Consider the following 14305-nt stretch of genomic DNA (forward strand, 5'->3'; position numbering starts at 1 on the left):
AATGGAACTGGCCAGCCTGATCGGACGCCTCAACCCGGACAACCGCCGCGCCCTCGAACGCGCCGCGCAACGGTGCCTGCAACGCGGGCATCACTTTGTCGAGATTGAGCATTTGCTGCTGGAATTGCTGGATATCGAGGGCGGCGACTTTGCCTTTCTGCTGCCGCGCTTCGGTCTGGAGCGTGATGCGCTGAGCGCTGAAATCAACAAGGCGCTGGAACTGTTCAAGGCTGGCAGCACGCGCACGCCAGCGCTGTCGTCACACACCCTGGGCTTACTCGAAGATGCGGTGGTGCAGGCCAGTGTGCTGGGACTCGACAGCATTCGTTCGGGGCTGCTGCTATTGGCGTTGATTGACCGCGACGAGCGCCGCAGCCTGCTGCTCAACAGTGCCTCATCGTTACTGCGCATTCCCAAAGAAGCGCTGCGGGCGAACTTGCTGGAGTGGACCGAAAACTCCCGTGAGCATGTCGGCCCGCGTTCCGCGGCTTCCTCTGGACATCCTGCGCCACGACAGGATTCGGTGCTGGATCAATACACCCAGGACCTGACCGCCGACGCCCATGCCGGACGCATCGACCCGATCGTGGGCCGCGATGGTGAGATTCGCCAATGCATCGACATCCTTCTGCGGCGCCGGCAGAACAACCCGATTCTGGTCGGCGCACCGGGCGTGGGCAAAACCGCCGTGGTCGAAGGCCTGGCCCTGCGCATCGCCGCCGGCGACGTGCCGCCCTCGTTGCAGGAAGTCAGTTTGCGCGTGCTTGATCTCGGTCTGTTGCAGGCCGGCGCCGGGGTCAAGGGCGAATTCGAACAACGGCTCAAAGGCGTGATTGACGCGGTACGCAGCGCCGACAAACCGATCATTGTGTTCATCGACGAAGCCCACACCCTGATCGGCGCCGGCGGTGCCGAGGGCGGCAGTGATGCGGCCAACCTGCTCAAACCGGCATTGGCCCGAGGCGAATTACGCACCCTCGCCGCGACGACGTGGATGGAGTACAAAAAATATTTCGAGAAAGACCCGGCCCTCGCCCGCCGCTTTCAGTTGGTTCAAGTCGAGGAACCGGACGAAATCACCGCCGTGGAAATGCTCCGTGGTGTCGCCGCCAAACTCGAACAGCACCACGGCGTGCAGGTGCTCGATGCGGCGATCCACGAAGCGGTGAAACTGTCGCACCGCTACATCTCCGGCCGTCAGTTGCCGGACAAAGCCATCAGCGTCCTCGACACTGCCTGCGCCCGCGTTGCCCTCGGCCAGCACGACGTGCCCCCACCGCTGGAAAGCCTGCGCCACCGGCAAAACAGCCTCAAGGATGAAGTCGAGCGCTTGCGCCGCGAACAGGCCACGGGGCTGGATCACCGTGAGCGCATTACCCTGCTGGAAAGCGAATCTGGCGGCAACGTTCAAGCCATCCGCGAACTGGAAACCCGTTGGGGTGAAGAGCGTGTAGCCGTGCGCGAGTTGCTCGACACTCGTCGTGAGTTGCTCGACTTGAGCGAGCGCGCCGACAGCGACAAACCCGACGAAGCGACTGACAGCCGCATCGATCATCTGGCCGCTGAACTGCTGCGTCTGGAAGCCGGACTCGATGCGATCCGCCAGGACGATCCACTGGTGCCCGAGCAGGTCGATACCAAAACCGTCGCCGCCGTGATCGCCGGATGGACCGGCATTCCTGTCGGCAAAATGCTCGCCGACGAAGCCCATGCCGTGCGCACACTCGGCACCCGCATGGGCCAACGCGTCATGGGCCAAAGCACCGCGCTCAACACTATCGCCCAACGCTTGCAGGCCTATCGCGCCGGCCTCACCGACCCGCAAAAACCGGTCGGGGTGTTCCTGCTGGTCGGCCCTACCGGCGTCGGCAAAACCGAAACCGCTTACGCGCTGGCCGATGCGTTGTACGGCGGCGAACGCAACCTGATCAGCATCAACCTCTCCGAGTACCAGGAAGCCCACACCGTCAGCCAACTCAAAGGCGCGCCGCCCGGTTATGTCGGTTATGGCAGCGGTGGTGTATTGACGGAAGCGGTGCGGCGCAAACCGTATTCCGTGGTGTTGCTCGATGAGATCGAGAAGGCCCATCCCGATGTGCTGGAGGCGTTCTACAACGTTTTCGACAAAGGCTTGATGGAGGACGGCACCGGATTGGTGGTGGACTTCAAAAATACCGTGATGCTCGCCACCAGCAATGTCGGTGCCGAGTTACTGCTCGACACACCCGTGGCGCAACTCGGTTCTGACGCCTTCAACGAAGCCCTGCATAAAGTCCTCCTGCAAGCCTTCCGTCCGGCATTTCTGGCGCGCATGACCGTGGTTGCGTATCGACCGCTGGATGAGGCGACGCTGGAAGGGATTGTGCTGGCGAAACTTGAGAAGTTGCGTGGCCGCTACAAGGCAGCGACCGGCAAACAATTCGAGTTTGATGCGGGAATTGTCAAAGCCGTGCTCGCCAAGTGCAGTGCGGCGGGTGCGCGGGATGTCGAGAATGTGTTGATGACGCAAGTGACGGGGAAGTTGGCGGAGTGGGTGCTGGAGTAATCCCCATCGCCCTTCGCCGATGTACGAAAAACCGTGATGAAAGGAAGGTACTCTTCCAAAACTGACAAGGATAATGTCATGAAAAAAAGCCTGAAATTACCGATGAGTCTGCTGGGAGCCTGTGTCGCAATACCGTTGTCCGCACCAGCGGACACCCAACATTTGGAAAACGAGTTGGTGGGCAAGGTGTCCTTCCTGACCTCTACGGTCGAAAAACTCAATGGCGCGAACTTGCAGATTGACCCCTTTCTGACCTCGCCCATTTCCCCGCCGCCGAACTACAAGGGGCCGCTGTTCACACTCAGCCATGATTATCCGACCCAATTACCGACCGGCACTTCCTTCCCTTGGAGCAAGACCACCGGCAACGGCAAGATCACCCAGGCCAACGCCGGAGCCTACGTTCAGGCGCTGAAAGATTACGTCTCCCCGGACATGCGCAAGATCGTCTACGACTACGCCAACTGGAACTACAAGGACAGCGGCTGGTACGACTCGATCTGGCTGGGTATCGAACGCGAACCCATTCGTGGTGTGTATGTCGGGTCAGGGTTTCCCGCCGGCACACTGACGGATCAGACCCTGCCCGTGACCACTTATGTGCTGACACTGTACGACACCCGTGCGGCGAAAACCCTCGGCGACATCTGGGGCAAAACCCCTGAACGCGCAATGAATCCGGTGCTGGAAACGAGCACCACGCAGTTTGCCGAAGGCAGCGTCATCATCAAATTTGCCATGGTCAGTGCCTGTGGCAGCGATTGGGCCCCCATGGAAGGCGCCGCCCAATGGGAAATCTACGCACCGGTGAACACCAGCAATGGCAGCGCGCTGAATAAAACACAATGCGTCGGCAAAGACTTCAAGGGCACCACCACTCAACCGGCGATGACCAAGGTGTCGTTGATGCAGTTCGACATCATCGTCAAGGACAGTGTCGCCTCACCGCAAACCGGATGGGTGTTTTCGACCCTGGTCTACGACAAGAACGCGCCGGGCAAAGACGCCTGGGACAAGATGATTCCGCTGGGCGCCACCTGGGGCGGCAACCCGGACGTCATCAACACGGCGCCAACGGCGCTGACGCCGCCCGTCACGGTCAATCCGAAGCTCAGCGAAAACTGGATCAATCCCCAGTCGCCGGCTTATTCGGTCTCAACGCTGGGATGGGACGGCCGATTGTCAGGCCCGAACGACGGTGCCGTCGTGACGCCAGCCTGGACCGGCTCGCACTATTACCCGGCCGGTCTGGCCAGTGCCGGATGCCTGGGATGCCACAGCAGCGCCCAATATCCGATGACCTCGTTCTTGCTGCCCACCTCCAGCCAGCCACCACAAACCATCGATCCACCACTTTCGGGCAGTGACCCTGACGCGGCACTGGTCATGGCCGACCCCGGATCGAAACTCTGGATGAGCTGGTTCCAGAGCCGCGACGGCAAGACCCCGATGGGGCCGGACACCTCAGCAGGTGCAAAACCGGTGGCGCTGGATTACGACATGGTCACTGCGTTCAAGGCGATTCCGATGTGGCAGCAGGCCAAGGCGGCTGAGGCCAAAAATGCCGGGAAGTGACTGAATAAAAGGGGACGTATCCACGGGGACGGATGGGTGTTGGCCGTTTGCCAGACAAATAAATCCGTCCCCTTTTTAAGAGATAGGCTTTCAAGGGAGTGCGTGACGTGGCCGAGTATGTATTCACCGTGAAGCTGCCAGCCGCTCGCAGTGGCGGAACACCCGATTGCGATAAATGGACCTTCCACCACGTGCTGCCGTGGAAATATTTTTATTGCCTTGGCAGCCTGCTCGGGTATTACCAGACGGCGGTGATCCTTAACTACAGCCAGTTGACCGATGGTCCCCCCGCTGTAGCCAACCGCACGACACTCAATACCAAGTTCCAGGACATCGTCCAGTGCAATAACGAGATCACCTTGGTGAAAAGCCTGCTGGGTATGGTTGAGGCACAGAGGTTGCTCAATGGTCTCGCGCGGACATCCAACGGGGTGGCCGATCGACTGGCCACGGAAACCGCTTCCGCCAATATTTCCAAGTTGTTCGTCGAATGCACCAGCCCGGTGTTCGGCGGTTTTCCAGGCATGGAGGGCAAGCAGCGCAACGACGATCCTGAATCGACCATGGAAAAAAACCGACCTTTCAATGGCGATGCCACATGGTGGGCGGCGCTCCAGGCCATCGGGGCAAAACTCGAACTGTCCAGTTACTGGGCACCTAACGAGCGAAATGGCTGTAAGGACATCAAGAGCGCCGGTTACGGCGACAAGGTGAAGTTCAAACTCACTGACGCGCATTTCAACGATGAAATCTTCGCCCACCTCAGAACACTGGTCACCCCCGGGTTCAACACCACAGTGCTGCCGTTCGATGCCAAATCCTGGCTCAGTCACTACAACGGCTCGACATGGTCGTTCAACATCACCGACAACCAGTTTCAGGTTCCCGAATATGGAGCCGATCTCTCGGGCCTGCGCTTCTCGGTGTCTACGATCAACAGCCATGCCGGGCGGAAAAAACATGTGGCGTTCACCCGTTGCCCCACCATCAACAACGAAATGAACCAGCTGCGGCCTACCAAGGAGACATTGAAAACGTTGAACAACCACGCCTAAAAAAAATCAGCCGGATGACAAACGCTTTGCAGCAAAGAAGGTCCTAGTCATGAGAATCGGAAGCTTCAATGTCGAAAAAAACGGCAAGTCCTCAACGTTGGACAAACAGACTCAGGTCGACGTTTTTGTCTACAACTGTTGCTCAAGCAATTGGTGGAACGCCGACATTGTTTTCCTGTGCGAAATACATTCGGCGCAAATCGACAATTACCGACAGAACCTTGCGGCCATATACCCCTCCTACAACGTTTACTCTTTCACGGGAGGCTATTCCAACGGCTATATCGTCATGGTCAAAGGCTTTGAAGAACTGCGTGTAATCAGCCAAGGCAGCCTGTTTGCCCTCAACAGGGATCTGATCGCCGTGGAAGTGCATGGTGTCGGGGGCTATACCGGTTACGTGTTCCTGGCGCACTTCAAATCCGGACAAAGCGAGGTGACCAAGAGCCAGCTCAAGTCCTGCACCGCTCTGGGCGGTAAGTGGGTGGCGACGGGGGACCTGAACCTGGACTACAAGAACGTTGGCAAACTCGACAGCGCCGGACTTGCCTATGAATGTTGGGGAGGCCTGCAAACACAGAATAAGGGCGGAATTCTCGATTGGGTGCTGGCGTCGGCGGATGTCACTGTTACGCCTGTTGACCTCACCGGGCTGGCGCAAGTATTCGATATGTCTGGCCCCGACCACCGACCTATTCTGTTTGACGTCACCGGTTGAGTTCACCCTGCACTGTCAAAGAGGATCGTCGATGCCCCGCTCCACCGACAGCAACACCAGCCTTTCGCTCACTGCCACGTCGCTGTCGGCGCTTTACCCTGAGGCGTTGTCCGGTGACGAAGGCCTTAACCTGCTCGGCTCACAAATCCTCAACGGCCTCAACGACGGCACCGCCCTCACCCTGATCAGCGCCGTCGCCACCCACGTCACCACCACCCTGCACAACGACGAACAACTGCGTCCGTTCGATGCGCTGGTCGCTGAAATCCGCCAGCTCCCCGCTGACGCCACCGCCGAGCGCTATCAGCTTGTACTCAGGCCATGGCTCTGGTGGCTGACCCTGGCCAGCAACAACCGCGTGTTCCAGAACCTCGCCACCTCGGACATCGTCACGACGATTTTCAACGCCCACGGTTTCAGCGATTTCAAACTGTCGCTGACCGGCAGCTACACCCCGCGCGAATACTGCGTGCAATACGGAGAAACCGATTTCGCCTTCGTCTCGCGGCTGCTGGAAGAAGAAGGCATTTTCTGGTTCTTCACCCACGACGACGGCAAGCACACGCTCGTACTGGGCGACAGCAACGACGCTTTCGTGCAGATCCCTAATGGGCCGAAGGTCAGCTATCTGGGGCAAGGACTGGGTCAGCGCGAGCTGCACGGGATTCGCGCAGGCCAGGTGTGTTTGCAAGCGGTAGCTGGGGTGTACAAGGCGACGGATTACGAGTTCACCACGCCGACCACTTCGCTGTACGGCCAGGCCGAAGCGGTCGCCGGGCCGCGTGCGATCTACGAACATCCGGGCGGCTACAACGCCAAGGCGCGCGGCGATGCGTTGACCAAGCAGCGCGTCGACGGTTTGCGCAGTGAAGAGAAACGTTTTGTCGGCGAAAGTGATTGCCGTTGGCTGATTCCGGGGCACTGGTTCACCCTCGACGGCCACGACGATGCGAGCCTGAACATCGACTGGGTGGTGACGCGGGTCACCCATGACGTCAGCCATGAAAGCTATCGCAACCGTTTCGAAGCGATCCCCAAAGCCACGCCGTTTCGCCCGCAACGGGTCACACCAAAACCGCGCATGCACCCGCAAACTGCAATTGTGGTGGGCAAGTCCGGCGAAGAAATCTGGACTGACGAATACGGCCGGATCAAGTTGCAGTTCCCTTGGGATCGCGATGGCAAGAACGATGAAACCAGTTCCTGCTGGGTGCGCGTGGTGTTGCCCTGGAGCGGCAAGGGCTTTGGCATGCAGTTCATCCCGCGCATCGGTCAGGAAGTCATCGTGACCTTTATCGACGGCGATCCGGATCGGCCGCTGGTGACCGGGTGCGTCTACAACGGCGACAACGCCCTGCCCTACGCCTTGCCGGCCAATCAGACGCAATCGGGGATCAAGACCCAATCGTCAAAGGGTGGCGGCGGTTTCAACGAACTGCGCTTCGAGGACAAGAAAGACGCCGAAGAGGTGTTTTTGCAGGCGCAGAAGGATCTGAAGATCAACGTGCTCAACGACACCACGGCCACCGTCGGCCACGACGAAACCCTCACCGTACAGAACGCCCGCACCCGCACGGTCAAGGACGGCGACGAGACCGTGACCCTGGAAAAAGGCAAACGCAGTGTGACGATCCAGACCGGCAGCGACACGCTCGATGTGAAGGACAGTCGCACGGTAAAAGTCGGCGCTGACCAAGATCACAGCACGGGCGGTAATTACACCGACAAAGTCACGGGCGATTACAGCCTGACCGTGGACGGCAACCTGACGATCAAAGTCAGCGGCACCCTGACCCTGCAAAGTGGCGGCAGCTTCACCATCAAGAGCGGCGCCGATCTGGCGACGTCGGCCAGCACCTCGATCACCCACAAGGCCGGCACTGCCTTGACCAATCAGGCCGGTACATCGCTGGACAACAAGGCCGGAACCACCCTGACCAACGATGCCGGGATCAGCCTGACCAACAAGGGCGCGGCCTCGCAGACCGTGGACGGCGGCGGCATGCTGACCATCAAGGGCGGGCTGGTGCAGGTCAACTGACAGGGAGCAACCATGGCGATCACACCGCTGGACTTGCAGCAGAATGACAAGCAGCTCAAGGGACGTTTGCAGGACGGCCAGCTCGATGGCCCGTTGCAAATCAAGGACGACGGGCGCAAACAAGCCGATCTGAACTACAGCCAGGGCGAGTTGCAGGGTACGTCGCTGCTCTATCACCCCAATGGCAAGGTCTCGGCGCAGATGCCGTTTGTACACGACAAGCTGCAAGGGGTTGCCAGTTTTTACGCGCCGGAGGGCTTTTTACAACGCAAGGCAACGTATCGGCGCGGGTTGTTGCATGGGGAAGCGCTCAATTACTTTCCTGACGGCCAGGTGGCGGAGGCTGAGTTTTATCGCGATGGCGTGCGTGAGGGGCGCTATCAGCGCTTTCATCCCAATGGCAAACCGGCGGTGCAAGCGCGTTATGTGAATGGGCAGTTGATGGAGCCTGAACAGGGGTTTGCCGAGGATGGACGGCCGTTGGGCGCGGATGGCAAGCCGATTTCGCGGGTGCGCTGGTGGTATCAACGCTGGATGGATCCGCAGCAGGCCTGACGTTTCAGGGTGTATTGACTGGCCCTTTCGCGAGCAAGCCCGCTTACCCATTGGAATGCGATCAAATGTGGGAGCGGGCTTGCTCGCGAAGAGGCCGGCACATCCAACGCAACAATCAGGGAATCAGCATCTGCATCTGCCCCGGCATGACGATCTTGATCACCCCCGCCCAAGTGCACATCAACGTACTGTTGGCATCGATCGCTGGCATCCCGCCGAGCAGCAAGGTCGGCGCGCCGCCGGGAATCCATGGCGACGCGGTTGCCGGAATGCACGGCATCGGTGTCAGCACGCCCAGCGCAGCAGCGGTGGCGGCCGCCACCGTCGGATTGGCCATGCTCATGCACACCCCGAACGGCAGGATGTTGACCAGCGGAATGTAATCCATGATGTTCGCCGCCGGCATCCCGCCGGTCAGCGTGCGATTGACCGGCAACACGTTGAGCGCCGACGGTGCGGCGCCGAAGCTGCATTGCAAAGTGGCAGTGGCACAGACTTGTGGACAGCCCATTTCCCGACTCCTTGTTGGACACGGCATACCCGCTAAACCTTAGTCTGCTGCGGCCCGCCCTGCACATTCCCAAAGGTGATTGTCCGGCAACACGCTAACCTATAAGACCGGCCCGCGCTTGTGACCGACCGAGCGCCCCATTAGATTAGCCAATGATGTCTGGCCTCCAAAATAAGCAGAAGGGATAAGCATGGCGCTTACTGACCAGTCCACCCGTATCCGCTCTGGCGAAGAACTCGATGCCAGCCTGATCGATCCATACCTCAAGGCACACATTCCGGGCCTGCGCGGCTTGCCTGCGATCAGCCAGTTTCCCGGCGGCGCGTCAAACCTGACTTACCTGCTCGAATACCCCGAGCAGGAGTTCGTGTTGCGCCGGCCGCCGTTCGGTCACAAGGCCAAATCCGCCCACGACATGGGCCGCGAATTCCGCATCCTCAATCAATTGCGCGACGGTTTTCCGTATTGCCCGAAAGCCTACGTGCACTGCACCGACGAATCGGTGATCGGCGCCGAGTTCTATGTGATGGAACGGGTCAACGGGATCATCCTGCGCTCGGAACTGCCGCCGGAGCTGGGTCTGGATTCAGCGAAAACCGAGGCGCTGTGCAAGAGTTTCATCGACCGTTTCGTCGAACTGCACCGCGTCGATTACAAGGCCTGTGGTCTCGGTGATCTGGGTAAACCTGAAGGTTACGTTGCCCGCCAGATCAAAGGCTGGAGCGAGCGCTACGAAAAAGCCCTGACCCCGGACGCACCGCACTGGGAAGCGGTCAAAGCCTGGCTCAACGACAAGATGCCGGCCGACCACCCGACGTCGAGCATCGTCCACAACGACTACCGCTTCGACAACGTGATCCTCGACCCGAACAACCCGATGCAGATCATCGGCGTGCTCGACTGGGAACTGACCACCCTCGGCGATCCGCTGATGGACCTGGGCAACACCCTCGCCTACTGGATCGAGGCGGGCGACCCGGCGCCGGTGCAACTGATGCGCCGCCAGCCGAGCCACGCCCCGGGCATGCTGACCCGCCGCGAGTTCGTCGATTACTACGCCGAGCGCTCGGGCATCCAGATCGACAATTTCGACTTCTACTACACCTACGGCCTGTTCCGTCTGGCCGGGATCGTGCAGCAGATCTACTACCGCTTCTACCATGGCCAGACCCAGGACAAACGCTTCGCGCAGTTCATTCACATGAACAAACTGCTGGAGCAGATGAGCTTGCAGGTCATTTCGAAATCGAGCCTCTGACGGCCCACACCCAGGAACCCTTATGTCCAAGACTCAGTTGTTCGACCTCGACGGCAAGATCGCTTTCGTCTCCGGCGCCAGCCGTGGCATCGGTGAAGCCATCGCCAAACTGCTCGCCCAACAAGGCGCCCACGTCATCGTTTCCAGTCGCAAACTCGACGGCTGCCAGCACGTCGCCGACGCCATCATCGCTGACGGCGGCAAAGCCACCGCGGTGGCCTGCCACATCGGTGAAATGGAACAGATCAGCCAAGTGTTCGCCGGGATCAAGGAACAGTTCGGCCGCCTGGATATTCTGGTGAACAATGCCGCCACCAACCCGCAGTTCTGCAACGTGCTGGACACCGATCTGGGCGCGTTCCAGAAGACCGTCGACGTGAACATCCGTGGCTACTTTTTCATGTCCGTGGAAGCGGGCAAGCTGATGCGCGAAAACGGTGGTGGCAGCATCATCAACGTCGCCTCGATCAACGGCATCTCGCCGGGGATCTTTCAGGGCATCTACTCGGTGACCAAAGCGGCGGTGATCAACATGACCAAGGTCTTCGCCAAGGAATGCGCGCAATTCGGCATCCGCTGCAACGCCCTGCTGCCGGGCCTTACCGACACCAAGTTCGCCTCGGCGCTGGTGAAGAACGACGCGATTCTGAAACAGGCACTGACGCAGATCCCGCTCAAGCGTGTGGCCGATCCGAGTGAAATGGCCGGTGCGGTGCTGTACCTGGCCAGTGATGCGTCGAGCTACACCACAGGCGTCTCACTGAACGTGGACGGCGGGTTCCTGTCCTGATCCTGGCGGTCAATCAATAACCCTGTGGAGGTGAGCGTGCTCGCGTCCACAGGGCATGTGTACCAGGCCAAGACCCTTGGCACTTGCCAACCGAAACTCAACACCGTCCCGCCCACCTCGCCAGCCTCCAGCACAATCAGCTCAGACCGAGACTATTGCCCTGCGCACGCTATTGGGTGATGCAACGGGTAGTGGTGATGTGACGAGTCACTTGCCCGTCGGCATACACATCGCCGGCTACCTCGGTATTCTCGAGGACCTGGCAGGTGCGTTCCGGCGGCGCAGGTGGCATTACCGGTGGCGGTGGCGGCGCACTGGCACAACCGGCCAACAGCGCCACAGAAAAAACCAACGACAACGGCGAACACACGCGTTTCCCAAGATTGTTCATAGGACGACCCGCGAAAAGAGAGACAAACTCCCGCGACCAAACCGACCACGGAAGACCTGACCACTCATTCTTTATAGCCGAGCCCCTCGCAAGCGCCAGTAAAACGGTCAGATCAGGGAAGACTGGCTGTCGATTTTGCGTTGTGCTCCCGGCGCAGGTTGCCTGCACAAGCCGCTGGCCAGTCTGGCCGCTTTCGCGAGCAAGCCCATTCCCACAGGGATCGCGGGCATCCGACAGAAATGGGTCGGCGACCACGGCTGCTATTGGTGCGCCCCGAAACGAAGGAACTCAGAGCCCCAGCAAGCAACCTGCCCACACCATAATCTACGCCAGATCAGGATCCCGCGAAGTCCCCAAAGAGTTGCTCTGCAACTCATACCGCAATTCATCAATCAACACATCGACAGACCCGGACGTGCGCAAAGCATCGAGTTTCAAACCACCGATCACCAAATCCACCTGCCCGGAAACCGGGTCAAACAGCTTCACCGTCAGCGAATGATCACCATCCACCGAACACTCACAAGCCAGCGGCGAAAAACTGTGCTCAAGCCGCGCGCGCAACTGCGCAAGATTCATCATTGGAGCTATTCCTTGAACTGTCTCACTGGGACACGATCCCAAGCCAAAAAAAGGCTCGTATCGCACCCCGCCAGACTAAGAACAGCCTCCTCACAGCAACACACGAATTTGCACCTGTCGCACTAGTGCATTTGCACCCTATCGCTGGCCTTTGCTGCGCCAATCGCCCGAAAACAAGCCACGCTCGCGCGCCCAGACAATTGCTTCACTGCGGCTGTGCACATCCAGTTTGGAATACACCGTCGCCACATGATTACGCACCGTGTTCGGTGCCAGTTTCAGCCGCGCCGCGATCTCCTTGTCCGCCAGCCCCTCGCAGATCAACCCCAGCACATCGCGCTCACGAGCGGTCAGCTCGGTGAACGACACACTCGGCAATTGCGGCGAGTTGACCTTCTTCACATTGGCCAGTTTTTCGATCAGCGTGCGACTGAACCACGAAGCGTCCTTCATCACCTCTTCAATCGCCGCCACCAGTTCAAGCTCGGTACGCTTGCGCTCGGAGATGTCCATCAGCACCAGCAGGTAGCACGGTATGCCCTGAATATTGACCGTGTCGGCGGACAGCGTGCATTCAAGCAAATCTGCATCCTGCTTGCGCACGCTTACGTCGACCCGATCAACCCGGCCGTTTTTCTCCAGTGCCACCAGCAACCGTTCGCGCTCTTCGGCGTCGTTGATAACGTTCAGTTGCGTCACGGTTTTGCCCACGACGTCTTCGCCGGCATAGGCCAGGGTATCGAGGAACGCTTGATTGACGTCGATGACCCGTTGCTCGTCGGCGCTGCAGATCAGAATCGGCACCGGGGTCAGGCGAAAAGCCTTGGCAAACCGCTCTTCACTCTGGCGCAGCGCCACTTCAGCCTGGCGCCGCGACTCCATGTCGACAAAGGAAAACAACATGCACGGCTCGTCATTAAGCACCAGCGGTTGTCCGGCAACGATCACTTGCTTGGTGGTGCCATCGGGCAATCGCAGTTCAGCCTGCATCTGCGGAATAGTCGCCACATCGCGCAGGCGCTGGATGGCCAGGTCTTTATCATCGGCCTGCTCAAGGATGTCGATTTCATAGGCCGAGGTGCCAATCACTTGGTCGCGGGTGTAGCCAGTCATCTCCAGGAACCCCGGATTGACCTTGATATACCGCAAATCGCTGAGACGGCAGATCACCGCCGGTGCCGGATTGGCATTGAAGGTCTTTTCGAAGCGCTGCTCAGCATTGGCCCAATCAGTAACGTCACTCATGATCAGCACCAGCGACTCGGGCTGGCCATCACGGTCGGTCAGCACCATGCTGCGCACGCTGTGAACCCAGATGCGCTCGGGGTCATCCACAGCGAACACCTCGATCAACACGTCGCTGAAGGCTTCGCAACGCGCGGCACGGCTAATGGGATAGTGCTCGGGCGGCACCGGGTGATTGTTGCGATAACGCAGGCTGAAGCGCTTGGCGTACTCATCGGCGTTCGTGCCCAGCTCACCGATCCGGTTGACGCCGTGCATGGCCAACGCCGCTTCATTAGCCCAGAGGATGCTCTGATCAAGCTCAAGCAGAATCACCCCGTCGGACAACCCGGCGATGATCTGTTGCAACTGACGACGATTGGTTTCGCGGGTCAGGACTTCCTGGCTCATTGGATCTCCACAAGTGATACGACCATGTGAAGATTACGACCGCAGCGGCGCGTGATCGTGCGAAGCACCTGCAAGGGGCCGTCATAAGACTTGATGCTGACTTATCCGGCCTCCTCGCGGGCAGGCCCGCTCTCACAGGGATCAGTGTTCCACCCACTCACGCAACGTATCGAGAAACAGCTTGAGCACCGGCGAAGCATCGTCCGCCCGATAGATGGCGTACAGCGGCACTTCCGGCAGCGGTGGCGTCAGCGCCTTGAACACCAACCCCGCCGCTGTCAGCTCGACGCGGTGATGACTGCGTTCGAACAGCGGCGTGCCGAGTTCTTCTTCCAGCAGGCGAATCTGCTGGCTCAGAGGCGGCTGACAGATATGCAACCGCTCAGCGGCACGACCGAAATGCAGTTCATCGGCCAGCCGCTGTTCGTGCGTGAAGGTGGCGGCAGCAACCTGACGGATGCCGGGCAGTTGTTTGCCAGTGTGTTGTCGGACGGTCTGGCGCAGATTGCGGCGCATTACAACCTCTATGCGGTGTGGCCGCATGGGCAGGCTGAACGGGTGGCGCCAGTGGTTGAAGTGATCAAGCAGTTGGCCTTGCACACCCCGGGATGACGCTATCCCTGGCAGATCAGCTTCCACAGTTTGAGCG

General features: G+C 59.6%; 13 protein-coding genes and 1 pseudogene. 9 read left to right on the forward strand and 5 right to left on the reverse strand.

What is annotated here, in order from left to right; translation table 11 throughout:
- The first annotated feature begins 1 nt into the window (after position 1).
- The 6 genes from tssH (at position 2) to AACY50_RS13000 (ending at position 8489) form a co-directional block, all read left to right on the forward strand.
- A complete protein-coding gene (gene tssH / locus AACY50_RS12975) occupies positions 2-2545 on the forward strand; it encodes a type VI secretion system ATPase TssH (RefSeq protein WP_339432716.1) in 2544 nt (847 codons plus the stop codon).
- A 78-nt stretch (positions 2546-2623) separates the two neighbouring features.
- The gene (locus AACY50_RS12980) at positions 2624-4120 is read left to right on the forward strand and encodes a hypothetical protein (RefSeq protein ID WP_339494221.1); all 1497 of its coding nucleotides are present in this window, start codon (positions 2624-2626) and stop codon (positions 4118-4120) included.
- Positions 4121-4227: 107 nt separating this feature from the next.
- Positions 4228-5175 (forward strand): hypothetical protein, encoded by a 948-nt coding sequence (locus AACY50_RS12985; RefSeq protein WP_339465621.1) that lies wholly within the window; start codon positions 4228-4230, stop codon positions 5173-5175.
- Between the two features lie 49 nt (positions 5176-5224).
- Positions 5225-5893 carry an endonuclease/exonuclease/phosphatase family protein gene (locus tag AACY50_RS12990; RefSeq protein ID WP_339465622.1) on the forward strand — a complete coding sequence of 223 codons (669 nt, stop codon included), beginning with the start codon at positions 5225-5227 and terminating at the stop codon, positions 5891-5893.
- A gap of 31 nt (positions 5894-5924) precedes the next feature.
- Complete coding sequence (tssI, locus tag AACY50_RS12995) at positions 5925-7934, forward strand: type VI secretion system Vgr family protein (protein ID WP_339538647.1); 2010 nt, start codon at positions 5925-5927, stop codon at positions 7932-7934.
- Positions 7935-7946: 12 nt separating this feature from the next.
- Complete coding sequence (locus AACY50_RS13000) at positions 7947-8489, forward strand: toxin-antitoxin system YwqK family antitoxin (RefSeq protein ID WP_339432720.1); 543 nt, start codon at positions 7947-7949, stop codon at positions 8487-8489.
- Between the two features lie 115 nt (positions 8490-8604).
- Here the strand turns inward: AACY50_RS13000 and AACY50_RS13005 are convergent, their stop codons facing one another.
- Positions 8605-9000, reverse strand: a complete 396-nt coding sequence (locus AACY50_RS13005) for a DUF4280 domain-containing protein (protein WP_221732681.1) — start codon at positions 8998-9000, stop codon at positions 8605-8607.
- A gap of 190 nt (positions 9001-9190) precedes the next feature.
- Here AACY50_RS13005 and AACY50_RS13010 point away from each other — a divergent pair, with 190 nt between their 5' ends.
- A complete protein-coding gene (locus AACY50_RS13010; RefSeq protein WP_339432721.1) occupies positions 9191-10258 on the forward strand; it encodes a phosphotransferase family protein in 1068 nt (355 codons plus the stop codon).
- Positions 10259-10280: 22 nt separating this feature from the next.
- Positions 10281-11048, forward strand: coding sequence for an SDR family oxidoreductase (locus AACY50_RS13015; RefSeq protein WP_221732683.1), 768 nt, complete (start codon positions 10281-10283; stop codon positions 11046-11048).
- Positions 11049-11217: 169 nt separating this feature from the next.
- On the opposite strand, the gene AACY50_RS13020 is transcribed toward AACY50_RS13015, so the two are convergent.
- From AACY50_RS13020 to AACY50_RS13035, 4 genes and pseudogenes are all read right to left on the reverse strand, one after another.
- Positions 11218-11439, reverse strand: a complete 222-nt coding sequence (locus AACY50_RS13020) for a hypothetical protein (protein WP_339432722.1) — start codon at positions 11437-11439, stop codon at positions 11218-11220.
- A 324-nt stretch (positions 11440-11763) separates the two neighbouring features.
- Complete coding sequence (locus AACY50_RS13025; RefSeq protein ID WP_339432723.1) at positions 11764-12021, reverse strand: DUF1652 domain-containing protein; 258 nt, start codon at positions 12019-12021, stop codon at positions 11764-11766.
- Positions 12022-12159: 138 nt separating this feature from the next.
- Positions 12160-13656, reverse strand: coding sequence for a helix-turn-helix transcriptional regulator (locus tag AACY50_RS13030; protein WP_339465626.1), 1497 nt, complete (start codon positions 13654-13656; stop codon positions 12160-12162).
- A gap of 258 nt (positions 13657-13914) precedes the next feature.
- Positions 13915-14073: pseudogene (locus AACY50_RS13035) on the reverse strand (LysR family transcriptional regulator); the annotation flags it as partial.
- Between AACY50_RS13035 and AACY50_RS13040 the strand changes: the two are divergent.
- The gene (locus AACY50_RS13040; protein ID WP_339538671.1) at positions 14029-14268 is read left to right on the forward strand and encodes a hypothetical protein; all 240 of its coding nucleotides are present in this window, start codon (positions 14029-14031) and stop codon (positions 14266-14268) included. The pseudogene AACY50_RS13035 and the gene AACY50_RS13040 sit on opposite strands and share 45 nt — an antisense overlap.
- Positions 14269-14305: the final 37 nt, after the last annotated feature.

The sequence above is a fragment of the Pseudomonas sp. RA_15y_Pfl2_54 genome (genome assembly GCF_963971015.1).
Taxonomy (GTDB): Bacteria; Pseudomonadota; Gammaproteobacteria; order Pseudomonadales; family Pseudomonadaceae; genus Aquipseudomonas; species Aquipseudomonas baetica_A.